18 protein-coding genes and 1 tRNA gene are annotated in these 23,142 nt (G+C 69.1%); 9 read left to right on the top strand and 10 right to left on the bottom strand.

The window, feature by feature from the left end; genetic code table 11:
- Positions 1 to 106: 106 nt before the first annotated feature.
- The 3 genes from GTZ93_RS19825 (at position 107) to GTZ93_RS19835 (ending at position 3,311) form a co-directional block, all read left to right on the top strand.
- On the top strand, positions 107 to 670 hold the full coding sequence (locus GTZ93_RS19825; protein WP_120580710.1) for a chalcone isomerase family protein: 564 nt from the start codon (positions 107 to 109) through the stop codon (positions 668 to 670).
- A gap of 215 nt (positions 671 to 885) precedes the next feature.
- A complete protein-coding gene (locus tag GTZ93_RS19830) occupies positions 886 to 3,036 on the top strand; it encodes a M13 family metallopeptidase (protein WP_315967334.1) in 2,151 nt (716 codons plus the stop codon).
- A 26-nt stretch (positions 3,037 to 3,062) separates the two neighbouring features.
- Positions 3,063 to 3,311 (top strand): GlsB/YeaQ/YmgE family stress response membrane protein, encoded by a 249-nt coding sequence (locus GTZ93_RS19835; RefSeq protein ID WP_120581452.1) that lies wholly within the window; start codon positions 3,063 to 3,065, stop codon positions 3,309 to 3,311.
- Positions 3,312 to 3,339: 28 nt separating this feature from the next.
- Here GTZ93_RS19835 and GTZ93_RS19840 read toward each other — a convergent pair whose 3' ends face one another.
- Positions 3,340 to 4,374 (bottom strand): PA0069 family radical SAM protein, encoded by a 1,035-nt coding sequence (locus GTZ93_RS19840; RefSeq protein WP_139920727.1) that lies wholly within the window; start codon positions 4,372 to 4,374, stop codon positions 3,340 to 3,342.
- Between the two features lie 84 nt (positions 4,375 to 4,458).
- Here GTZ93_RS19840 and GTZ93_RS19845 point away from each other — a divergent pair, with 84 nt between their 5' ends.
- Together GTZ93_RS19845 and GTZ93_RS19850 are read left to right on the top strand one after the other, a co-directional pair.
- Entirely contained in the window at positions 4,459 to 5,883 is a 1,425-nt protein-coding gene (locus GTZ93_RS19845; protein WP_139920729.1) for a hypothetical protein, read from the top strand.
- Positions 5,884 to 6,099: 216 nt separating this feature from the next.
- Positions 6,100 to 6,786: a hypothetical protein gene (locus tag GTZ93_RS19850; RefSeq protein ID WP_139920731.1), complete on the top strand. Its 687-nt coding sequence runs from the start codon at positions 6,100 to 6,102 to the stop codon at positions 6,784 to 6,786.
- Positions 6,787 to 6,853: 67 nt separating this feature from the next.
- Here the strand turns inward: GTZ93_RS19850 and GTZ93_RS19855 are convergent.
- The 3 genes from GTZ93_RS19855 to GTZ93_RS19865 all read right to left on the bottom strand — a co-directional run bounded on the left by GTZ93_RS19855 (position 6,854) and on the right by GTZ93_RS19865 (position 9,719).
- Positions 6,854 to 6,926, bottom strand: a tRNA-Gly gene (locus GTZ93_RS19855).
- A gap of 48 nt (positions 6,927 to 6,974) precedes the next feature.
- A complete protein-coding gene (locus GTZ93_RS19860) occupies positions 6,975 to 7,667 on the bottom strand; it encodes a hypothetical protein (protein ID WP_161662929.1) in 693 nt (230 codons plus the stop codon).
- 90 nt (positions 7,668 to 7,757) lie between these two features.
- Entirely contained in the window at positions 7,758 to 9,719 is a 1,962-nt protein-coding gene (locus GTZ93_RS19865) for an ABC transporter substrate-binding protein (protein WP_139920740.1), read from the bottom strand.
- 215 nt (positions 9,720 to 9,934) lie between these two features.
- Here GTZ93_RS19865 and GTZ93_RS19870 point away from each other — a divergent pair, with 215 nt between their 5' ends.
- Positions 9,935 to 10,780 carry a discoidin domain-containing protein gene (locus GTZ93_RS19870; protein ID WP_249345073.1) on the top strand — a complete coding sequence of 282 codons (846 nt, stop codon included), beginning with the start codon at positions 9,935 to 9,937 and terminating at the stop codon, positions 10,778 to 10,780.
- A 54-nt stretch (positions 10,781 to 10,834) separates the two neighbouring features.
- On the opposite strand, the gene GTZ93_RS19875 is transcribed toward GTZ93_RS19870, so the two are convergent.
- From GTZ93_RS19875 to GTZ93_RS19895, 5 genes are all read right to left on the bottom strand, one after another.
- Positions 10,835 to 11,227, bottom strand: coding sequence for a zf-TFIIB domain-containing protein (locus GTZ93_RS19875; RefSeq protein WP_120580948.1), 393 nt, complete (start codon positions 11,225 to 11,227; stop codon positions 10,835 to 10,837).
- 137 nt (positions 11,228 to 11,364) lie between these two features.
- Positions 11,365 to 12,636 carry a UDP-N-acetylglucosamine 1-carboxyvinyltransferase gene (gene murA, locus GTZ93_RS19880; protein ID WP_120580947.1) on the bottom strand — a complete coding sequence of 424 codons (1,272 nt, stop codon included), beginning with the start codon at positions 12,634 to 12,636 and terminating at the stop codon, positions 11,365 to 11,367.
- 55 nt (positions 12,637 to 12,691) lie between these two features.
- Positions 12,692 to 13,555: a peptide chain release factor N(5)-glutamine methyltransferase gene (prmC, locus tag GTZ93_RS19885; RefSeq protein ID WP_120580946.1), complete on the bottom strand. Its 864-nt coding sequence runs from the start codon at positions 13,553 to 13,555 to the stop codon at positions 12,692 to 12,694.
- A complete protein-coding gene (gene prfA, locus GTZ93_RS19890; RefSeq protein ID WP_139920737.1) occupies positions 13,552 to 14,643 on the bottom strand; it encodes a peptide chain release factor 1 in 1,092 nt (363 codons plus the stop codon). Before prfA ends, prmC begins: the two co-directional genes overlap by 4 nt.
- 283 nt (positions 14,644 to 14,926) lie before the next feature.
- The gene (locus GTZ93_RS19895; protein ID WP_161662930.1) at positions 14,927 to 16,183 is read right to left on the bottom strand and encodes a CapA family protein; all 1,257 of its coding nucleotides are present in this window, start codon (positions 16,181 to 16,183) and stop codon (positions 14,927 to 14,929) included.
- 61 nt (positions 16,184 to 16,244) lie between these two features.
- Here GTZ93_RS19895 and GTZ93_RS19900 point away from each other — a divergent pair, with 61 nt between their 5' ends.
- Both GTZ93_RS19900 and GTZ93_RS19905 read left to right on the top strand, forming a co-directional pair.
- The gene (locus GTZ93_RS19900; protein WP_120576028.1) at positions 16,245 to 17,060 is read left to right on the top strand and encodes a tetratricopeptide repeat protein; all 816 of its coding nucleotides are present in this window, start codon (positions 16,245 to 16,247) and stop codon (positions 17,058 to 17,060) included.
- Between the two features lie 11 nt (positions 17,061 to 17,071).
- Positions 17,072 to 18,448: a hemolysin family protein gene (locus GTZ93_RS19905; RefSeq protein WP_139920581.1), complete on the top strand. Its 1,377-nt coding sequence runs from the start codon at positions 17,072 to 17,074 to the stop codon at positions 18,446 to 18,448.
- Positions 18,449 to 18,452: 4 nt separating this feature from the next.
- Here GTZ93_RS19905 and GTZ93_RS19910 read toward each other — a convergent pair whose 3' ends face one another.
- The gene (locus tag GTZ93_RS19910; protein WP_257979360.1) at positions 18,453 to 19,109 is read right to left on the bottom strand and encodes a TapB family protein; all 657 of its coding nucleotides are present in this window, start codon (positions 19,107 to 19,109) and stop codon (positions 18,453 to 18,455) included.
- 360 nt (positions 19,110 to 19,469) lie between these two features.
- Between GTZ93_RS19910 and smc the strand changes: the two genes are divergently transcribed.
- Positions 19,470 to 23,078: a chromosome segregation protein SMC gene (gene smc / locus GTZ93_RS19915; RefSeq protein WP_120576025.1), complete on the top strand. Its 3,609-nt coding sequence runs from the start codon at positions 19,470 to 19,472 to the stop codon at positions 23,076 to 23,078.
- Positions 23,079 to 23,142 lie beyond the last annotated feature (64 nt).

Consider the following 23,142-nt stretch of genomic DNA (forward strand, 5'->3'; position numbering starts at 1 on the left):
GCCGCAGCACGTCAAGACGCAAGTGTCCTTCATGGATCCTTTCGTGAAGACGCATGGCTAGGTTTGCGTCCAACATCGCGCAGAAACCGACCCGGAGGTTTTCACCATGAAGAAGACGCTGACTGCCGTGCTGCTGTCGCTGACCCTCGCCGCGCCTGTCATGGCCAAGGACATCGCGGGTGTGAAGTACCCGGAAACCGCCACCGTGGCTGGCAAGGAGCTGAAGCTCAACGGCGTGGGCCTGCGCAAGAAGGCCATCTTCAAGGTCTACACGCTGGGCCTCTACGTGGAGAACCCCACGCAGGACGCCACCGCGCTGCTCAACGCGGATGAAGTCAAACGCGTGCGCATGTTCATGAAGCGCGACCTCAAGAAGGAGCAGATCACCGAGGCCATCGAGAACGGCTTCAAGAAGAGCGCGGGCGCGAACATGCCCAAGCTCCAGGCGCGCCTGGACGCCTTCAAGGCCGCCATCCCCGCGGAGGTGAAGGAGGGCCAGGAGCTCAACCTCACCTACGTCCCCGGCAAGGGCACCACCGTGCAGGTGACGGGCGGCCAGTCCATCGACGTGGAGGGCAAGGACTTCGCGGACGCGCTCTTCTCCGTGTGGCTGGGCAAGGACCCCGTGGACAGCGGCCTCAAGGACGGCATCCTCGGCAAGGAAGACTGACGCTCCTCCGCGCTTCACCCGGAGTCCTGCGCGCGCCCCCGGAGCGGCCCTTCTTCACGGAAGGGGCGTTTCGCGGGGCGCGGTCGTTTCTGGAGGCAACGCCATTGCTTCAATGGTGGACAGCGGACGACGCCCCTGTCACACGCGCTGGAGTTGAAGCTGGAATGCCCCCGCGCATCAGGAGTTGATGCGCGCCGGATTCTCACCCCTTGTCCGTGCTGGAGAACGCTTTGAAGCGATTGGCCCTCTTCGCCGCCTCCTGTGTCCTTGGCGCCGCCTGCAAGACGGCGGAGCCCACCCCCGAGCCGCCCCAGGCCTCCACCCCGGCCCCCGTGGCCGCCGCCGCGCCGGCCACGCCCGCGCCAGAGGCCCCCGCCGTGCCCATGTCCGAGCGCCCCATGCCTCCGGGCCTGGACGCCGCGGTGATGGACCCGTCCGTGAACCCCTGTGACGACTTCTACCAGTACGCGTGTGGCGGCTGGCTGAAGACCACGGAGATCCCCGCCGAGCGCGCGCGCTGGAGCCGCGGCTTCGAGACGGTGGCCGAGCGCAACCAGACCGTGCTGCGCGACATCCTCTCCAAGGCCGCGGAAGGGCAGGGCGAGGGCACCGCGGAAGAGAAGAAGCTGGGCGACTTCTACGGCTCCTGCATGGACGAGGCGAAGCTGGAGCAGTCGCTGCCCACGCTGCGCACGTACCTGGCGAAGCTCAACGGTCTGAAGAGCCCGCAGGCGGTGGCCGGCGCGGTGGCCTGGCTGCACGCGCGCGACGTGAACGCGCTGTTCCGCGTGGGGTCGGATCAGGACCAGAAGGACGCCACGCAGGTCATCGCCGTGGTGGACGCGGGCGGGCTGGGCCTGCCGGACCGCGACTACTACCTCAAGCCCGACGTGAAGATGCGCGAGGCGCGCAACGCCTACCAGGCGCACGTGCAGAAGGTGTTCGAGCTGTTGGGCGACGCGCCCTTCGTGGCCAGCCGCAAGGCCATTGGCATCCTCGCCATCGAGACGCGCCTGGCCAACGCGCGGCTGCCCAAGGAGGAGCGCCGCGAGCCGGAGAAGGTCTACCACCGCCTGGAGCGTCAGGGCCTGAAGCAGCTGGCGCCCGCGTTCCAGTGGGACACGTACTTCGCGCAGGTGGGGCTGCCCGCGGGTGAAGCGCTCAACGTGACGGAGCCGAAGTTCTTCTCGGAGGTGTCCGCGCTGGTGCGTCAGCAGCGCCCGACGGACATGGGGCCGTACCTCTCCTACCACCTGGTGAAGGACGTGCAGACGGCGCTGCCCAAGGCGCTGCGCGACGAGTTCTTCCGCTTCGAGTCCACGGTGCTCACCGGCGCCAAGGCGGACCTGGCGCGCTGGAAGAAGTGCGTGGACGCCACGGACGAAGCGCTGCCGCACGCGCTGGCCAAGCCCTTCATCGCGCGCACCTTCGGCGCGGACGGCAAGGCCACCACGCTGGACATGGTCCAGCAGATTGAGCAGTCCTTCGAGCGCAACCTGGACACGCTGTCCTGGATGGACGCGGAGACCAAGGCGCAGGCGTTGGTGAAGGTGAAGAAGATCACCAACAAGATTGGCTACCCGGACCAGTGGCGCGCCTACGACGGGCTGACGGTGACGCGCGACTCGTACCTGGACAACGTGCTGGCGGCGGACGCCTTCGAGCAGGCGCGCCAGCTGCGCAAGGTGGGCCAGCCGGTGGACCGGCAGGAGTGGTTCATGTCGCCGCCCACGGTGAACGCCTACTACAACGCGGCCACCAACGAGATTGTCTTCCCGGCGGGCATCCTCCAGCCGCCGTTCTTCGGGCGGGACGCGTCCGCGGCGGTGAACTTCGGCGCCATGGGCATGGTGGTGGGCCACGAAATCACCCACGGCTTCGACGACGAGGGCCGCCAGTTCGACGCGGACGGCAACCTGCGCACGTGGTGGACCCCGGCGTCGGACAAGGCCTTCCGCGAGCGCGTGTCGTGCGTGAAGAACCAGTACGACCTGTACACCGCCGTGGACGACGTGAAGGTGAACGGCAAGCTCACCCTGGGCGAGAACGTCGCGGACCTGGGCGGCCTCAAGCTGGCGTACGCGGCCATGGAGTCCTACCTGGCGAAGCGCCCGGAGCAGGCGGCGAAGGCGAACTCGTACCGGTTCACCCCGGGGCAGCAGTTCTTCCTCGCGCACGCGCAATCGTGGTGCTCGAAGATTCGTAACGAAGCTGCGCGGCAGCGGGCGCTGACGGATTCGCACTCGCCGGCGTTCCTGCGCGTGAAGGGGCCGGACGTGAACCTGCCGCAGTTCCAGCAGGCCTTCTCCTGCCCCGCGGGGGCTCCGATGGTGGCGCCCGCTGCGAACCGCTGTGAGGTCTGGTAAGGCTTCGGCCCTACCTGGAGGACGTCATGGGAATCTGCTCGTGGCTGGTGTTGGGCGGTATCGCAGGCTGGCTGGCCAGCATCATCAAGGGCACCAACGCCCGGATGGGGATGTTCGCCAACATCGTCGCCGGCATCGTGGGTGCCATGCTGGGCGGCTGGGTGTTCAGCTTCTTCGGTGGCCGGGGCGTGACAGGCTTCAACCTGTACTCGCTGCTGGTGGCCACGGTGGGCGCGGTCATCCTGCTGTCCATCCTGCAAGCCATCCGGAAATAGCGCCCCCGGATGTCGCGCCCTTCGCTGCCTAGAAGAGCGACAGCTGGGGTGAGGTGGAGGGCCGCGCGGGGCGCCGGAAGGTGTCCGGCGCGGCCTCCGTGATGGATGAGGCGCGCATGCCCACCTTGCGCGCCGACGTCGCGAAGAGCTGGTGGATGGTCTGCGCGTAGAGCCCTTCGCCGCGCATGCGGTGCTTGAAGCGGCTGTCGGTGAGCTCCCCGCCGCGCGTCTCGCGGATGCGGTGCAGCACCCGCTCCGCGCGCAGGGGCAGCTTCGCGCGCAGGCGCTCCTCGAAGACGGCCTGCACGGGGCCGGGGAGCCGCAAGAGCGTGTAGTGCGCGCGCGTGGCGCCGGCCTCGCGGGCGGCGGTGATGACCCGCGCGATATCCTCGTCGTTGAGGCCGGGGATGATGGGGGCCACGGACACGGCCACGTCAATGCCGGCCTCCGTGAGCTTGCGGATGGTGGCCAGGCGCCGCTTCGGTGTGGCGACGAGCGGCTCCATGGCGCGCGCCAGCTCCTCGTTGTGGAAGGGGAGGCTGATGCTCACGAACAGCTTCGTCTCCGCCGCCAGCCGCTGGAGCATGTCCAGGTCGCGCTCAATCAGCACGCCCTTGGTCACGATGCCCACGGGGTTGCGGTACTCGGCGCAGACCTCCAGGCACTGGCGGGTGAGCCGGAGCGACGCCTCCAGGGGTTGGTAGCAGTCCGTGACGCCGCTGAAGACGACCGTCTCTCCCTTCCACGACGGACGGTCGAAGGCTTCGCGCAAGAGCTCCGGGGCGTTGGGTTTGACGACGAGGCGCGTTTCGAAGTCGGTGCCCGCGCCGAAGTCCAGGTACTGGTGCGTGGGGCGCGCGTAGCAGTAGGCGCAGGCGTGAAGGCAGCCCCGGTACGGGTTGACGCTCCAGGAGAAGCACACGTCGGGGCTGTCGTTGCTCGCGATGATGGAGCGGCTGTGGTCCTCCCAGACTTCCAGGCGCGCGGGGGGAATCTCGTCCAGGTACTCCACCGCGGTGCTGGCCCAGGGGTTGGGCGGATTGTCGACGGGACGGGCCTTCACCCTGCCAGGGTGTGGCTGAAAGCGCGTTCAGTCAAGACGCCCGCGCGCCTTTACAGCGTGGGGGCCGCGGCCAAAGCTGCCCGGATGGCGAACTACACGGTCAATCTCTCCAGGGCGCCGAAGGGTCATGAGATTCCACCGCTGCTGGCGGACGTCGGCGCGTGGATTGGCAATCAGTCCCATGGAACGCTGGGCTGGTTCGATGCGCTCGCGGCCGAGCCTGTTCCGAAGGAGTGGAACCCGGAGAAGGCGGACCGGCTTCACCGTGACGCCTTCGCGTTCCTCCAGCTTCCGGATGGCTCGCTGCTCGCGCTCGTGAACCCCGGCGCGGACGCTCCGTGGGCTGTGGCGTTGGTCGGTTCGGAGGGGGAGGCGCGGACGGTCGCGAACAGCCTCGAGGAGTTCCTGGCGCTGTGGGCCCAGGGCGAGACGGAGGTGTCCGACCTGGATGACGAAGAGGGGGCGTCCGGCCGCAAGGCGCTGGCTGCGTGGCTGAAGGCGAAGAAGGTCCGGGCGCCGAAGGCGAAGGACTTCGACTTCGCGGCCTGGCTGGACGGCGACGCCGTGCCCCCCGCGTCCGCGCCTCCCGCGACGGTGCACACGTTCGTTCCCACCGCGGTGATGAAGAAGCTCGGCCCGAAGGTCCAGCAACTGGCGGGGCTCATGGGACGGCGCGCGGACGACCCCGAGGTCATCGCCTACGTGACCGGTGTGCTTGGCAAGAAGGTGCCCGCGTCCACGAGTGAGAACACCGATTCGGTGAACGTCGAAGCGGCGAAGCACGGCGTCGAAATCGTCTTCTCCCACGACATCCTGAACGACGCCTTCCTGCCCATCCCGAAGACGGCCAAGACGTTCATCCCCTACGTCTCCTCCGCGTGGGTGCGCTCGAAGGTGGGCGAGGACGTCCTGGGCGTGCCGTGGAAGGTGAAGGCGGAGGCGGAGATCACGAAGCTGCTCGGCCCGCCCACCGGTCGTAGCGCCGCCTTCGCTGACGAAGACGCGCTCACCGTCGCCTATTGGGACTTCGCGCTCGACACCGCGGAGCACGTGTGGCTCACGCTCGAGTTCGACGAGTCCCTCTCCGTCACCCTCGCTGTGGACGGCGGGGGCGCCCTCGAGCGGTATCCCGACGTCACGACCGGGCTCTTCATTGGCTATGCCGCGACACGGGGCCTGCTCGATACGTCGCGATTCCCGGCGCACCGCGCACTGCTCGAGGCTGTCGCGACACGCAAAGCGAAGGGGTCGGAGTTCGTGAAGCAGGCGCTCCCGCGCGGCCTCTGGGACAACCACCTCCGCGAAGCGCCGGGCCTCCGCGAACTGGCGTGGCGGTGGTTCCACAACATGAACGGGCTGTGGATCACCGCCGACCTCAAGAAGACATTCGGAAAACGCGCGGGGCCGTTCGGTCACGACGCGCCGAAGCTCGACGACGACACCTGGGACGCCGTCGACAAGGCGGCGCCGCTCCTCGACAAGCGCTTCGCGGCGTGGCTCGCGAAGTAGCCTTCTAGAAGTGCTGGCGGTTGTGGGGCTCGTACAGGGCCCCGGGGACCACGTTGTGCTGGCCGCCGTCCCCAGGGGGCCGTAGAGGTCCATCGCCCTGGGTGAAGGGCGTGGTCTCCAGGACATGGGAAAAGATGGAACCCTGGAATCCGTGTGGAGCGTCCAAGGGGGCTCACGAATGTCCGTGAGTCACATCCACCTGCTTGAGGAGTTCCCATGACCGCTCGCCGTGCATCCTTCTTCCGCATTTCATCGAGCGCCGTTGTCGCGTTGGCCCTGCTGTCTGGATGCGGTGGCGGCCTGGCCACGTCCAACCCGCGCTACTTCACCGGCGGGAAGTGGAACGCCCTGGACGGTCCCTACGCGCTCACCCCCATGCTCGCCTGCGCCTACCCGGCGGAGGGCAACGACCAAGTGTACCGCAACCTCGAGGATGCCCTGGCTCCGGCGCTCTGGAGCGCGTACGGCAAGGACGTCGCCGAGGTCCAGGTGAAGAAGGTGAAGGGAGACAGCCCGTGGTGCGAGGCGTTCCCCAACATCGCCACCGACAACTTCACCGTCCCTCCCCGGATGAAGAAGGAACTGGCCGAGTACGTGAAGCAGTCCGGCGCCAAGGGGGTGATCATCCCGGTCGCGCACATGTACCGCTCGCCCATCATGCGGGAGATCGTGGCCGCGGACGGGACGCAGATTGGCAGCGTGGAGACCGATCGCTTCGGTGCTGACGGCACCGCGGGCCTCTTCGTCCACTACATCAACGAGAGCGGAGACCTCGTCTACACCGGGCGTTCGAAGACCCATGGCCTGGGTGTGGTCGCGGATCCGGTGGGCTACATGCGCGCCCACGCAGCGGACTATGCACAGCAGATGACGCAGAAGGCGCCCCCGGTCGCGCTCCAGTAGCCACCCCGCGCCGGAAACACGAAGGCCGGTGGTTCCGTGAAGGAACCACCGGCCTGTGTCTCTTCAGAGCGGCGGAAGGGATTCGAACCCTCGACCCCGAGCTTGGGAAGCTCGTGCTCTACCAACTGAGCTACCACCGCAGGTGATGCGCGAAGCGAGGCCCAAAGTAGGGGCGGGGCCCTGCCTTGTCAACGGGAAGAATCGCCTGGGTCTTCCAGTGGGAAGGTCTCCGCGCACGCAGGGCATGACGCGGTTCCTCCCAGGCACCGCAGCCAGGTGGCCGCACGGGAGTGGCCCGCGTGCAGGCTCAACGCGAGCAGCTGCTCCCGAGGCCCCGCCCCGTCGTCCGATGGGGCGGTCCGCTCCGGTGCGGGTGTCACCGGCAGGCGTTGGGCTCCGGGCTTGAATGCGGCGTTGGGCTCCGCCGAAATGCTCATTCCTTCATCTTCGGGAAGAAGGACCAGTGGGACACCGCACTTCGGGCACTTCGTTTCCAACTGGTCGGCCGCGAGCCCGTCGATCTGGTCCCCGAGCCGCTTCCATCCGGACAGGCCTGCCAGGGCCATGAGCAGGTGGAGATGGGTCGTCAGGCGAGGCGTGGCGACCCTCAGCTCCTCCAGCGCCAGCCGGCGTGCATGCGCGATGGCTGTCCGGAAGTCAGTCCGGAACTCCTCGGGCACGACATCCACTGGCCCTTCAAGCACCGTGATGCCAACGACGACCGCGCATTCCCGCCGCGTCACGGGCCCTGGATGCGCAAGGGCCACCTCCACGACGTAGGGGATCGCGGCATACGTACCCGAGCAGATCGATCCCGGGTGGTAGAGGGCATCCCAGAGTTCACCCCACCACAGGCCTTCATCCTCGGGATGCTCCCTCAACTGGCGGAGCAATCCCGGGACGTGGGAGGCAGGGCCCTTGGCCGCCTCCAGTGCATGCCACCGTGGTGAGTCGAGTGGCAGCACGTCGGGCTACTCCCCCTCCTCGACGGTGAGCTGGTACGAGTCCTGGAAGTTCGCCTCGCGGTTCTTCGCGTCGCGCACCTCGAAGACGTAGACGCCGGGCTCGGCGCTGTAGCGGATGGTCTCCGGCAGGTCGCCCTTGGCGCGGTCGGACGTCTGCACCAGGGTCAGCTTTCCGTCCGGTTGCACCCGGTGCAGGTAGAGCCCCACGTCCACCTTCAGGATGCCCAGCAGCGTCGCGGTGATGGCCGTGCGCACCGGCCGGTCGGACAGGTCCACCCGGAAGAAGTCCACGTCCTTCGCCGGGTACACCGTGCCGCGCACCGCCTTGCCCAACGTCAGGTCCTGCGCGCGGTCGGCGGTGTTGTTGGGCTCGCGCTCCTCGCCGCCGTTGTCCGGCACCGTCGTCACGCTGATGCGGTAGGGCTGGTCCGCGTTCTCGAAGTCCTTCACGAACTTGCCGTTCACCTTCCGGAACGAGCCCTCCACCCGGAAGTAGCAGGTGCCGTTGCACGCCACGTTGTTCAGCCGCTCCGGCTCCTTGAGAGCGCCGTCGTTGGCCTTGAGCAGCACCGTCTCCTTCTGCCCGTCACCCTGCGGTGGCTCCACCATCGACAGCGTCAGGTCCAACCGGTCCACGCCCGACAGCTCCACCTTCGCCAGCACCGGCTCGCGCGTCGTCAGCACGTAGTTGTCCACGTCCGACTTGGGCGACAGGAAGCCCTCGCGGAAGCCCGCGCCTGTCAGCGGCGTGGCCTTGAGCAGTTCGTCGTTGGGCTCCAGCTCCGCGTGCGCCCCCGCCTCCTCCTGGGACACCGTCAGCGTGTAGGGCACCTGCGCGTTGTACGTGCGCCGCTGCGCCTTGCCCGTCCCCGTCCAGCCGCCCTTCACCACCACGTAGACCACCCGGTCCGTGGCCCTCACGCCGATGTTGCGCAGCGCGAGCGGCTCGCCCTCCTTGCCCTGCAGGGTGAAGAGCGGCGCCTCCGCGGCGGACAGCACCGAAATCTCCGGCCGCACGCCCTCCACGGCGGACAGCTCAATCTTCAGCGCCACCGACGGCACCTCCGGCTCGAGGGGCGGGAGGCCCGCGTCCGCCGCCTGGGCCGCCGTCGCCCCCGCCAGCTCTCCGGGCGCCGTGGGCGTCGCGCCCTCCGGCGGCTGAGCGGGCGGCTCTCCGCCTCCAAATGTGCCCTCGGGGGAGGGTGCCGCGTTGTCGTCGATGACCGGCGTCTCGTCCGGCACGGACGGCGGAGGCACGGCCGCGGGCGTCGAACCCGGGGCCGGCGCACCGGGAGCTTCGGGCGTCGCGCCCGGCGCCGGTGCGCCACTGTCCTGGACCGCGGGGACCTCACCCTCGGGCGTGGCGGGGCCGGGCAGCTCCACCCGGTACCAGTCCTCGTCTCCGGAGTGCCCCAGGAACGCCGTCACCGTCTGCCCCAGCGGCAGCGCGGCGGCGTCCACGGCGCGGTCGTTGGGCTCGCGCTCCTCGCCGTCGTTGGGCTGGCGGTACTTCACCTCCAGCGTGTACGCCCCGCCCGTGCCCTTGCGCGCGGGCGACACCACCAGCCAGCGCTCCTTTTCCACGTAGAGGTTCGGAAGGCGCTCCCCCTTGCCCTCGCCCTCGCTGTTCACGCCCACCAGCCGGTTGCGGTCCTGGTCGTAGACGTCCAGCTTCACGTCCCCGCCGGGCAGGCCCGTCACCGTCACGTCCGCGATGCGCGGAGTGCCGGGGGCCAGCCGGTACCAGTCCTCATCCAGCTTGTTGGGCTCCGCCGCCAGGCCGCCCGTCACCACGCTGTCGCGGGTAATCGGCAGCGCCTGGTCGGGCCGCTCGTTGGGCTCCTTCTCCGTGAGGGCGGAGGGGCCCGTCTCCTCCACGCCCGCGTCCGGCACCTCCGCAGGCACGTCCTTCTTGCATGCGGCCACCCCCAGCAGCCCCACGACACAGACCCAGCCCCAACGTCGCATCACGTCTTCCTCCTCGGTCGGTCCGCCTTGTCGGCCTGGGCGTGTCCGGGTGTCAAGCACCCCCAACCCCTGGCGGGCCGCTTTCATCCTCGCCCCCGGCACGTCACATGGACAACGCCAGGGCCTCCTTCGCGGCCCGCCGCGAGGTCCGGTGGTGGCGGAAGGTGCACACCCGGACTGGAGCCCCGGGGTGGGGACGATCCAAGATGCGCCCCATGCGACGCCTGTCCCTGGCCTGCCTGCTGCTCGTGTCTCCGTCCGTCCTCGCCGCCGCGCCCGCCGCGCCCGGCTATGCCCAGGCGGAGGCCTGGCTGGAGAAGGAGGGGCGCCCGGACCACTACGTGCCCCTCAACATGCTGGACGGCCGGGACACCACCGTCTGGTGCGCGGAAGGGGAGAAGCCCTCCCACGTCTTCATCGGCTTCAAGGAGCCCGTCACCCTGGACGAGGTGCGCGTCTACACGGGCGACGGAACCTCCCGCGACGCCTTCAAGGCCAACGGCCGCGTGCGCAAGTTCACCCTCACCAGCGTGGACGCGTCCCGCAGCGTCACCGTGCAGGACAAGCGCGGCCTGCAGGCCGTGCCCCTGTCCCAGCCGCTGTTCGGCGCGCGCTTCATCCTGGAGGTCGCGGACCGCTTCCCCGGCGCCAAGGAGGACAGCCCGGTGTGCCTCACCGACCTGGTCCTCTACTCGGGCGGAAAGCCCCTCAACGGCCCCGCGCTGGCCACCCGGTACAAGTACGACGCGCGCGTGGCCCCGCTCGTAGGCACCTGGTTCGGCGGGCATGAAGGCGCCCCGGAGCGCTTCCTGTCCTTCTTCGTGGACGGCACCTGGCGCTTCTCGCTGGAGCCCCTGGAGACGCCGGAGCCCACCACCGTCGTCAGCGGCACCTACACGGTGTCCGGCAACAAGGTGACGTTGGACATCCCGAAGAAGGGCAAGGTGACGGCCCGCTTCGAGCGGACCGCCGCTGGCGAGGGGCCGAAGGCGGCCGCCGCGCTGTCGCTGGACGGGACGCTCCCCGAGGAGTGGGGAAGCGCCTTCCGCGGCAAGCCTTGAGAACGACCGGGCGCCTGGGAGAACCGGGCGCCCACCGGTCCTGGAGCCTGGGGCCTAGATGGCCGCCTTGGACTTCCGCTTCGCGTCGAAGTTGCGGAAGAAGGTGACCATCTCCTGCTCGGCGGCCTTGGCGTCCGCGGCGTCCGCGAACTCCGACTCCAGGAAGATGCCGCCGCAGGACTCGCAGGTGTCGTAGTGCAGCGGATGCTTCCGGTCGCCACCATCGATGCGTACGAAGTCCACCTGGCAGTCCGGGCACTGCCCTGTCAGGGCCTCCGCGTCGACCTTGCCCCCGAGTAGCTCCAGACCGGGCAGGTTGTTGTGAAGGAGGATGCGGCGCAGGTCCGAAACATCGGTCCACAGGCCTCCGCAGTCTCCACACTTCCGCAACGTCTCGTGATCTCCTTCGAGATCAGTCATCTCGACGCTGCAACCGGGGCAATTCATGGGGCGGCTCGTTCTCCTGAAAGGGGGGAGCGGAAGGTGCTCCCCAGTGAATGGAGAATGATAAGTCGCCCAAAAATTGGGATGCAACCCGTGCGGCGGCTTCTGTTGGCAACGTGCCGTCGGTCGGCCCCTCAGGCTCAGGCCCGCTCCTTCACCCGGCGGATGTCCGCCCCCAGGCCCCGCAGTTTGCGCTCCAGCCGCTCGTACCCGCGGTCCAGGTGGTAGACGCGGCTGACCTCGGTCTGCCCGTCAGCCCGCAGGCCAGCCAGGATGAGCGACGCGCTGGCGCGCAGGTCGGTGGCCATCACCTGTGCCCCGCTGAGCGCCTTCACGCCCTTCACCACCGCCGTGTGCCCCTGGATGGTGATGTCCGCGCCCAGCCGGTGCAGCTCCGGCACGTGCATGAAGCGGTTCTCGAAGATGTTCTCGGAGATGACGGACGTGCCGTGGCTCACCGTCATCAGCGCCATCAACTGCGCCTGCATGTCCGTGGGGAAGCCCGGGTGCTCCGTGGTGGTGATGTTCACCGACTTGAGCGACCTGGGCGCCTTGCAGCGCAGGCCCCCGCCCTCGGCGGTGATGGTGCAGCCCGCCTCGCGCAGCTTGTCGATGACCGCGTCCAGGTGCTCCGGCCGTGCGTGCTTCACCAGCACGTTGCCCCCGCTGATGGCCGCCGCGACCAGCAGCGTGCCCGCCTCGATGCGGTCCGGGAGGATGGCGTGCTCCACCGGGTTCAGGGAGTCCACGCCCTCGATGGTGATGATGGACGTGCCCGCCCCCTCCACCTTCGCGCCCATCTTGTTGAGGACCCGCGCCAGCTCCTCCACCTCCGGCTCGCGCGCGCAGTTCTCCATCACCGTGCGGCCCTTCGCGAGCACCGCCGCCATCATCACGTTCTCCGTGCCGGTGACGGTGATGACGTCGAAGTTCACCATGCCGCCCTTGAGCTGCTTGGCCCGGGCCTCCACGTAGCCTTCCGTCAGGTGGATGTCCGCGCCCAGCGCCTTCAGGCCCTTGAGGTGCTGGTCGATGGGACGCGCGCCAATGGCGCACCCGCCCGGCATGGACACGCGCGCCCGGCCGAAGCGCGCCACGAGCGGCCCCAGCACCAGGACGCTGGCGCGCATGGTCTTCACCAGGTCGTAGGGGGCCTCCGGGGTGATGTTCCCCGCGATGCTGATTTCACACGTGTCCGCCTTCTTGCCGGTGAGGCGCGCGGCCTCGCAGCCCATCGTGCGGAGCACCTCCAGCATCGTGGCCACGTCCGCCAGGTCCGGCACGTTGCGGAAGGTGGTGGTGCCATCCGCCAGCAGCGCGGAGGCCAGGATGGGCAGCGCCGCGTTCTTCGCGCCGGAGACCTCCACCTCGCCGTGCAGCGCGGTGCCACCCTTCATGACGATCTTGTCCATGTCTTTGACGTGCCTTCTCGTGCGTGCGGCTGCCGGGCCGCGTGTCCCGTGGCCGTCAGGCCGCGGGCTGTGTCCCGAACGCCATGCGTTCACGCCGTTCCAGGTCCTTCTCCACGCGCGCGTCGGAGTAGCCCGCGGCCCGCAGGAGCTCCAGGACGGCGCTTCCCTGGGTCTCACCCATCTCCAATGCAAGCAATCCGCCAGGCTCCAGCACCCGCCGGGCGCCCTCAATCACCCGCCGCAGCGCGACCAGTCCGTCCGGCCCGCCATCCAGCGCCAGCCGGGGCTCTCGCCGCACCTCGGCGGACAGCCCGGCGATGTCGCCCGAGTCGATGTACGGCGGATTCGACACCACCACCCGGAACGTCGCGTCCGGGGGCAGGGGAGAGAACAGGTCGCCCTCCAGCACGCTCACGCGCTCGGCCACGCCCAGGGCCTGTGCGTTCTCACGGGCCAGCGCGCACGCGTCCTTGGACAGGTCCGTGGCCAGCACCGTCGCCTGGGGCCGCTCCGCCGCCACGCTGATGGCGATGCAGCCGGAGCCCGTGCACACGTCCAGCACGCGGCTGGGCGCATCCTTCGGCACCGAGTGCAGCACCGCCTCCACCAGCAGCTCCGTCTCCGGCCGGGGGATGAGTACGCGCGCGTCCACCTTGAACGGGCGGTTGTAGAACTCCTTCGTGCCCGTCAGGTAGTTCGTGGGCTCGCCCGCCATCCGGCGCTCGATGAGCGCCTTGAAGGCGGCCAGCTCGTCCTTGGACAGCGGCCGGTCCAGGTCCACGTACAGGCGCACGCGGCCTGTCTTGAGCACGTGCGCGAGCAGGATTTCCGTCGTGAGCCGGGGCGCGTCCACCCCGCGCTTCTCGAAGTGCCCCGTCGTCCAGGTAAGGAGCCGGCGGATGGTCCAGACGTCGCTCATGCTTCGCTGGCGGGACGCCCGCCGCCCGTCTGCGCCTTGAGGGCTTCGGCCTGGTAGTGGGTGCGGCAGGCGGTAATCACTTCGTCCACGTTGCCCACCATGATGGCCGGCAGGTTGTGCACGGTGAGGCCGATGCGGTGGTCGGTGAGCCGGTCCTGCGGGAAGTTGTAGGTGCGGATCTTCTCGCTGCGGTCGCCCGTGCCCACCTGGCCGCGGCGCATGGAGTCGCGCTCGTTGCGGATGCGCTCCTGCTCCATGTCGTAGAGCTTCGCGCGCAGCATGCGCAGGGCCATGGCGCGGTTCTTCCCCTGGCTCTTCTCCTGCTGGCACTTCACCACGATGCCGGACGGCTTGTGGATGAGGCGCACCGCGGAGTCCGTGGTGTTGACGCTCTGGCCACCGGCGCCCGTGGAGCGCATCACCTGCATCTCGATGTCCGCGGGGTTGATCTGCACGTCCACGTCCTCCGCCTCCGGCATCACCGACACGGTGATGGTGGAGGTGTGGATGCGCCCTTGCGTCTCCGTGGCCGGCACGCGCTGGACGCGGTGGACGCCGGACTCGTACTTGAGCTGGCTGAACACGGCGTCCCCGGAGAGCGTCACCGTGGCGTCCTTCACGCCGCCCGCGTTGCCCGCGCTCATGTCCAGGATGTCCGCCTTCCATCCCTTGCGGTCCGCGTAGCGCAGGTACATCTGCATGACCTCTTCGGCGAAGAGGGCCGCCTCGTCGCCACCCGCGCCCGCGCGGATCTCCAGGATGACGTTCTTCTCGTCATTGGGATCCTTGGGGAGCAGGAGGATCTTCAGCGCGGCTTCCTGCTCCTCGCGCTGCTCCCTGAGGCCCGGCAGGGACTCCTTGGCGTAGGCCTTCTCGTCGGGGTCGGAGCTGGACAGCCACGACTCCACCTCCGACAGGTCCGCCAGCACCTTGCGGTAGGCGCGGAAGGTCTCGACGAGCCTCTCCAGCCCGGCGCGCTCCTTGGACACCTTCTGGAGCTTCGCCGTGTCGGCGAGGATATCGGGGTTCGACAGGTCGGCCGTGAGCCGCTCGAAGCGGCGCTCGACCTCTTCCAATTTGTCAATCATGCGTGGTTCCCGGGGCGTCTTGCCCCGTTGGGCGCCCCGTGGCAAGGGCCGAGGGCGTCAAGGAAAACCTTGGCCGTATGGGCAGCGGCATGTAGAACGGCCCCCGTCGCCGCCCGGTGCGGCTTGAATCACGCTCAACACGGAGTCCTTCCACATGGCCGCACAGAAGGGGAATCGTTCCAAGAAGAAGCTGAAGAACCGCGCCAAGACCCGGAAGGCGCAGCTGAAGCGCCGCCGCACGCGCTTCAAGCGCGGCCAGCGCAACAACAAGTAGTCCTGGAAGCTACTGCCCCCCTCTCACACTGGAGGAGGGGGGCGGCTGGCTCCCTGCTCCCCCGGCTTCCAACGCGGGGAGCATCCGCTCCAGCCCCGGCGTCCCCTGCGACGCGGTGCGCAGCAGCGTCATCACCCCATCGGCCTCGGCACCCGTGACGGGCACCGGCTGGACGGGGAACTCGGGGTAGCGGTCGGTCCTGAGGGGCAGCACGTCACTGGAGACATAACCCGTGGAGTCGAAGCGCGCCCGCCACAGGACGCTGCGCTTGTCCCGGGGGTTCCAGTTCCCACCGAACACGAAGTTGCCCAGCGAGTAGAGCACCGGCCTGCCCTGGTACAGCTCCATGGACTGGAGCACGTGCGGGTGGCTGCCCAACACCCCCGCCGCCCCCGCGTCGATGGCCGCGTGCGCCAGCCGGACCTGGTACGGCTCCGGGGTGGTGTTGCCCTCGATGCCCCAGTGGAAGAAGGGCAGCACCAGGTCCGCCTGGGCCTTCGCCGCGGCGATGTCCTCGCGCAGCATCCGCTCCATCACCTCCACGTCGGAGAAGTGCCCGGCCACACCCGGCGTGGTGTCCGTGGCGTAGACCTCCCGGGGTTCGATGTTGCGCGTGCCCAGGAAGAAGTAGCCCAGGAACGCGACGCGCAGGCCTCCCACAGTGAGGATGGCCGGGCGGCGCGCCTCCGCCAGGGTGCGGCCGGCCCCGAAGTAGGGGATGCGCGCGGCCTCCAGGGAGGTGAGGGTGTCCAGGAGCCCCTGGGCGCCGTAGTCCATCATGTGGTTGTTGGCCAGGCTCACCACGCCCACGCGGCCCGCGGTGAGCACGTTCACCAGCTCCGGCCGCGCGCGGAAGTTGAAGTTCTTGGGCAGCTTCACCGTGCTGTCCGTGTACGGGCACTCCAGGTTCACGACGAACAGGTCGCCGGAGTCCACGATGGGCATCACCTCGCGGAAGCCGTACGCGAACATCTCCTCGCGCGTCCTCCCCTTGGCCACCTGATCATCGAAGTACTCCTCGTAGTGGTAGCCCACCGTCACGTCGCCCCCCACCACCAGGGTCACCGGGCGGGCGGGGGCTGGAGGGGTCGGCTGGCCAGCGGGATGTCCGGTATCGGACCCGGCCGGCGGAGCGGAGGCGGCCTCGGGCGGCGGGGTTTCCGTGGCGGCGGCGGGCTCCAGCCCCGGGGGAGGGGAGGCGGGCGTCACGGGGCGGGGATGGCAGGCGGAAAGTGACAGCAGGAGCAGCAGGGCGGCGTGGCGCATGGGCAAGGGGAAACTCTACCTTGCACGGGGAAACGCGCGACGCGTAGATTGCCGCGCGCCCATGGCCCGGGAAAAGGACAACATCGCTCTGTCCGATGAGCACAACACCCGCGGCATCGAGCTGGCGGACCGGGGCTGGCTGGACGAGGCCGTCAAGGAGTTCAAGAAGGCCATCGACCTGGACCCCACGTCGGCGCACGCGCACGACAACCTGGCCACGGTCTACGCGGAGAAGAAGCAGTTCCGCGAGGCGCTGGGCGAGTACCTCACCGCGCTCAAGCTGGAGCCGGAGAGCGCCACCGCGCACTACAACCTGGCCTGCTTCCTCTCCACCCACGCCAGCGAGATGGCCGTGGAGGAGTACAAGGAAGCCATCGAGCTGGATCCGGAGTACCCGGACGCCCACTTGAACCTGGGGCTCACCTACGCGGACCAGGGGCGGGTGGAGGAGGCGATGCGGGAGCTGCAGGCCGCCATCGAGCTGGACCCGCAGGACGCCTTCCCCCGGCACGAGCTGGCGGCGCTGATGATGGATGAGGGGGACTACCGCTCCTCCATCACCCAGCTGAAGGAAGTGGTGCGGCTGGAGCCGGACAACTTCGAGGCGCAGCTGGACCTGGGCATCTGCTACGCCCAGAAGGGCTTCTACGCGGAAGCGGAGCGCGCCTACGAGCGCGCCCGGGCGCTCAACGCGGAAGACCTCCTGCTCAACTACAACCTGGCGGCGCTGTACGCGCTGTGGGGCCGTCCGAAGGACGCCGTCCAGTACCTGCAGAAGGCGCTGGCGGCGGACCGGCAGAAGGTCCTGGGGTGGCTGTCCGCGGACCCCATGTTCGACGTGCTCAAGGGCGATCCGGACTTCGAAGCCCTCTTCTGAGGGAATCACACATGGAATGGGTTTTCCTGGGGCTGGCGCTGCTGCTGGTCGTCGCGAACGGTTTCTTCGTGGCGACGGAGTTCGCCATCGTGAAGATCCGCGCCACGCGCCTGCAGTCCCTGGTGGACGAGGGCACGCCCGGCGCGTCCACGGCCCTGAAGATGGTGACCGAGCTGGACGCGTACCTGTCCGCCACGCAGTTCGGCATCACGCTCGCGTCGCTGGGCCTGGGCTGGCTGGGTGAGCCCGCGTTCGAACACCTGCTGCACCCGGTGGTGGACAAGGTGCTGCCGGAGGCGCTGGCGGCGAAGTACGGCTCCACCGCGGCGGGCATCATCGGCTTCAGCATCATCACGTTCCTGCACATCGTGATGGGGGAGCTGGCGCCCAAGAGCGTCGCCATCCAGCGCGCGGAGCAGACGACGCTCGCGGTGGCGCTGCCCATGCGCGCGTTCTACTTCCTCTTCTACCCGGCCATCCGGCTGCTCAACTGGCTGGCGGGGCTGGTGCTCAAGGCCTTCGGCCTGCACTCCGCCAGCGAGTCGCACGAGGCGACGAACGAGGACGAGCTGCGCGTCATCCTGCACAGCTCCGCGCAGGCCGGCGCCATCACCACGGCGCGGGCGGAGCTGTTGGAGCGCGCGCTGGAGATGGCGCAGAAGACGGCGCGGCAGGTGATGGTGCCCCGCAACCAGATGCGCTACCTGGACGTGGAGGAGGCGCTGGACAGGAACGTCATCGACGCGCGGGCGTCCGGGCACACGTGGCTGCCGGTGTGCCGGGGCAACCTCGACGAGGTCGAGGGCGTGGTGAACGTGAAGGACCTGTTCTTCCTCCTGTCGCGCGGCGAGCTGCGCAGCCTGTCGCAGGTGCAGCGCCCGGTGCTCTTCATCCCGGAGAACGCGACGCTGGAGCAGCTGTTGACGGAGTTCCGCCGCCGGCGCCGGCAGATCGCCATGGTGGTGGACGAGCACGGCGGCACGTCCGGGCTCGTGACCATCGCGGACGTGGTGGCGGAGGTGGTGGGCGACGTGGCGGAGCTGGGACGGCGCGTGGAGGAGGTCCGGGCGCTGCCGGGAGGCCGCTTCGAGCTGCCCGGCACCGCGCAGCTGGACGACCTGGAGGCCCAGCTGGACGTCACCTTCGACCTGAGCGACGACGAGAAGGGCGAGGTGACGACCATCGCCGGCTACCTGATGACGAAGCTGGGCCGGGTGCCGGAGAAGGGCGACAGCCTCAAGCTCGACATGTGGCGCATCCTCGTGGAGGAGGTGGACGGCCCCCGCGTGGTGCGCGTCACGGTGGAGCCGCAGTCGCGCCCCACGGCGGTGCCCAAGGACGGCAGCCGCCCCACGGAGCCGCCCGTGCCCTCCGGCGAGACGGGGTGACGCGCTAGCTCTTGGTGGGCTTCACGGCCTTCTTCTTCGCGCCGCCCTGGATGGCCGCCGGCTTCACCTTGGCGTTCGGCCGGTCCACCTTGAGCAGCTCCAGGTTCGTCTCTCCGTCCGTGGTCAGCTTCACGATGCCCACGTCCGGCGCGAACCACATGAAGCTCTCCATGGAGCGCCCCTCGGAGCCGGGGCGGCTGGCGCGCGCCGTGGTGATGTTCTTGATCTTCAGCGCCTTGAAGGTGCCCGCCGCGACGGTGACCTCCTCCTCGCCCACCACCGTGGCCTCCTTGTCGAAGGTCGTGGCGATGATGGGGCGCAGGCCGCCCTTCCTGGCCGGCGGCTGGAGCTTCACCGACAGGCTGTTCTTCCAGGTGCCCCCGAGGACCATCACGGACGGCGCCGGCACTGCCGCGCCCTCCGCGTTCACGACTTGAACGTCCATTCCGGACGCGGACAGGAGCGTGCCCTCCAGCCCGCCCAGGCCCGTGCGGACGCCTTCGGAGTCGCAGGTCAGGTCCGTCTGGCCGCTGCGCCCCTTGAGGCTCACCGCCAGCGTGGCCTTCACCGTCCCGTCCGCGGCGGAGGCGACGTCCTTCGTCGCCAGCACCAGCTCCGACGAGCGGCCCGCCCGGTAGGTCAGCGACAGGCCTTCCTCCATGGGAAACCAGGGGTTCGGACAGGGGGCCGGCGCCGCCGCCACGACCATGTCAGACCGGGGTGCTACCTGGGACGTCGGGGACGCACCGACGAGGAGCGACACGGCGAGCAAGGGCTGAAACGTAGGACGCCTCCAGAAAGATCAAGAGGAAGGTAGGGTGGGTCGGTTGCTTTGCAAGGGTGGTGCAAGGCCGCTCGCACACCAACCTGTAGCACTGCACATAGGGTCATGCGTGGCATGGTCACGCTTGATCCGGGGCGGGGTGCGTTGGTACTCCTGCCAAACGCTGCGGAGCCGATTTTCCGGCTCCGCGCGCGTTTTCACCCCGTCTCACCGTCGGCCTGTAGGGAGCCCGCTGGCATGCGAATCAAGCGCCTGGACATCACCGGCTTCAAGTCGTTCATGGAGCGGAGCGTCTTCTCCTTCGACGAGGGCGTCACCGGGGTCGTCGGCCCCAATGGGTGTGGCAAATCCAACGTCGTGGACGCCATCCGCTGGGTGATGGGCGAGCAGAGCGCGAAGAACCTGCGCGGCCGCGGCATGGAAGACGTCATCTTCAACGGCTCGGAGAACAAGCCGCCCCTGTCCATGGCGGAGGTGTCGCTCACCTTCCTCGTGGACGACACGGACACGCTGGCGCCCCAGTACCAGGGCTTCAGTGAGATCACCGTTACGCGCCGGCTGTTCCGCAACGGCGACTCCGAGTACCTCATCAACAAGACGCTCTGCCGCCTGCTGGACATCACCGAGCTGTTCCTCGGCACGGGTGTGGGCACCAAGGCCTACTCCATCATCGAGCAGGGCCGCGTGGGCCTCATCGTCTCCAGCAAGCCGGAGGACCGCCGGCACCTGCTGGAAGAGGCCGCGGGCGTCACCAAGTACAAGGCCCGCCGCAAGGCCGCCGAGCGCAAGATGGAGGCCACCGAGGCCAACCTCCTGCGCGTCAACGACATCACGGGCGAGCTGGAGAAGCGGCTCGACACGCTGTCGCGCCAGGCGAAGAAGGCGGAGAAGTACCGCAAGCTCAAGGCGCGCATGCGGGAGATTGATTTGCACTCCACCAGCCACCGCTCGCTGGAGCTGATGGCGGAGAAGCGCGTGCTCCAGTCTCGCCTGGAGAACCTGGGCGGCGAGGAGCGCGAGGGCCTGGACAAGGTGAAGGAGCTGGAGGAGGTCATCACCCGGCGCCGCGCGGAGCTGGACGCGGAAGGGGCGGCCCTCCAGCAGTACGCCGGAGAGGTGCACGCGCTGGAGAGCGCCCTGCAGCGCGAGGCGCAGGAGCTGTCCTACGGCCGCCGCGACTTCGAGGAAACCGGCGCGCGCGTGGAGTCCGCGCAGGCGGAGCTGGACGCGCTGCTCGCGCGGCAGGCCGAAGTCGTGCGGACCATGACGGCCCGCGAGGCGGAGCTGTCGGGCATCGCCGGCTCGTACAAGGAAGACGAAGTGGCCATGGCGGTGGCCCTGGAGGAGCAGCGCCGCGTCTCCGTGCTCCAGACGGAAATCTCCCTGCGCCTGGAGCAGGAGCGGGCCGGGCTGGTCGCCGTGGCCACGCGCCTGGCGAACCACGAGAGCAACCTGGTCAACCTCGCGCGCCAGCGCACGGACCTGGAGGCGCGCCGCGCGAAGCTGGGCGGTGAGCTGGAGGCCCTGCGCGTCCAGGAGCAGGAGCTGGACACCGTGCGCACCCAGGCGGCCAGGCACGTGGAGGACACGCGCCACCTGGCCTCCGAATTGGCCGAGCGCCGGGGCCAGGAAGAAGAGGCCCTCACCCGCACGCGCGAGGCCTTCACGGAGAACGAGGTCCAGGTCATCGCGCTGCGCGAGGAGCTGAGCGACAAGCGCAGCCGCCTGTCCTCCCTGGAGGACATCCAGAAGAACTACGACGGCTTCGACCGGGGCGTGCGCGCCGTCATGGTGCGCGCCGCGGAGGCCGCTCGCGAGCAGGGCATCTTCGGCCTGGTGGCGGACGTCCTCACGGTGAATTCGGCGCGCTACGAGCGCGCGGTGGAGGCCGCCCTGGGCGAGCGGCTCCAGCACGTCATCGTGGACAGCCGCGAGAAGGGCGTGGAGCTGGTGGAGTACCTGAAGGGCCACGCGGAAGGGCGCGGCACCTTCCTGCCGGTGCCCTCCGGCGAGCAGGCCCGGGCCTACGTGGAGCCGGACCTCTCGCGCCCGGGCGTCCTGGCGCACGCGCTCAAGGAAGTGTCCTGCGAGCCCGCGCTGGAGCCGGTGCTCAAGCTGCTCCTGGGCGACGTGGTCATCGTCCAGGACATGGTCGCCGCGAGCGAGTACGCGGAAACCACCCCCGTGCCCGTCACGCTCGTCACGCTGGACGGCGAGGTGTTCCGCGCGGACGGCTCCATCACCGGCGGTGAGCGCGAGGGCGCGGCGGTGGGCGCGCTCCAGAAGAAGCGCGAAATCGCCGAGCTGGCGGCCGAAGTGGCCCGGGTGGAGGAGCGCTACAACGAGATTTTGACCCGCCACTACACGCTCCAGAAGCAGATGGGGCAGGCGGAGGCCGTCCTCAAGGGCCTGGGCAAGGAGCAGCACGCGGAGGAGGTCAACCTGGCCAGCCAGGAGAAGGACCTCCACAAGGCGAGCGAGGACCTGGCCCGGGTGCGCGAGCGGCTGCGCTCGCTGGAGGGCGAGGAGGGCCAGCTGTCGCAGAGCCACACCGCGCTCACCAACGAGGAGGAGTCCAGCCGCGGCGAGGTCGCCCACGGCCAGGCGGACCGCGAGGCGCGCGAGGAGCGCGTGCGCCAGTACGCCGGGGAGCTGGAGGGGCTGCGCCAGCGCGCGGACACCGCGTCCTCGAACCTGATGGGCCTGCGCGTGAAGGTGGCCGCCGGCAGCGAGCGCGGTGAGTCCGCGCGCAAGGAGCTGGAGAGCCTGGTGGCGCAGCGCCGGGACATGGAGTCGCGCGTCAGCCGCCTGCAGGCCACGGTGACGGACGGCCGCACCAAGGTGGAGCAGCTGCAGGGGCGGCTCGCGGAGCTGGAGTCCACCAAGGAGCAGCGGGCGGAGGAGCACCGCGTGGGCGCGGAGGCCCTGGAGGCCCGCCGCACCGCGCACACCACCGCCACCACGGAAGTGCGCGAGCAGGACACCTCCTTCCGCGAGCTGCGCGGCCGGCTGGACGAGCTCATGCAGGGCCTGTCGCAAATCACCCTGCGCGAGAAGGAGATTGGCCTGGAGCTGGAGCACCTGGCCGCCGGTATCCGCGAGCGCTACCAGCTGGAGCTGGCCACGGAGCTGCACAACTACCACCTGCTGGCGCCGCTCTCGCCGGAAGTGGAGAGCGAGCTCAAGGACCTGCGCGCGCAGGTGGAGAAGATGGGGGAGATCAACCTCACCGCCATCGACGAGCACGCGGAGCTGTCCAAGCGCTTCGAGTTCCTCTCCACCCAGCGTCAGGACCTCCTGGCGTCCATCAGCCAGCTGAAGGAAGCCATCGTCCGCATCGACGCGACGAGCCGCGAGCGCTTCAAGCAGACCTTCGACGTGGTGAACGACAAGTTCCAGGCCATCTTCCCGCGCCTGTTCGGCGGTGGCCGCGCCAGCCTCATCCTCACGCAGGAGGGCCCCAACGGTGAGCCGGGCGTGGAGATTGTCGCCCAGCCGCCGGGCAAGAAGCTCCAGAGCGTCAACCTGCTCTCCGGTGGCGAGAAGGCCCTCACCGCCGTGGCGCTCATCTTCGGCATCTTCCTCATCAAGCCCACCCCCTTCTGCCTCCTGGACGAGGTCGACGCCCCGCTGGATGAGGGCAACGTGGGTCGCTACAACGACATGGTGAAGGAGATGAGCAGCCAGTCGCAGTTCATCCTCATCACCCACAACAAGCGCACCATGGAGATCGCCGACACGCTCTACGGCGTCACCATGGAGGAGCCCGGCATCTCCAAGCTCGTCAGCGTGAAGATGCGCGAGGCCTCCGCTCACAACGACGACAAGGTCCCCGCCGCGTCGTAGGGCGCGGGGCAGGGCAGGGCTGGTCGCTGAAAAGAAGACGGGCGCCCCGGGATGTTCCCCGGAG

It is taken from the genome of Corallococcus exiguus, from assembly GCF_009909105.1.
Lineage (GTDB): Bacteria > Myxococcota > Myxococcia > Myxococcales > Myxococcaceae > Corallococcus > Corallococcus exiguus.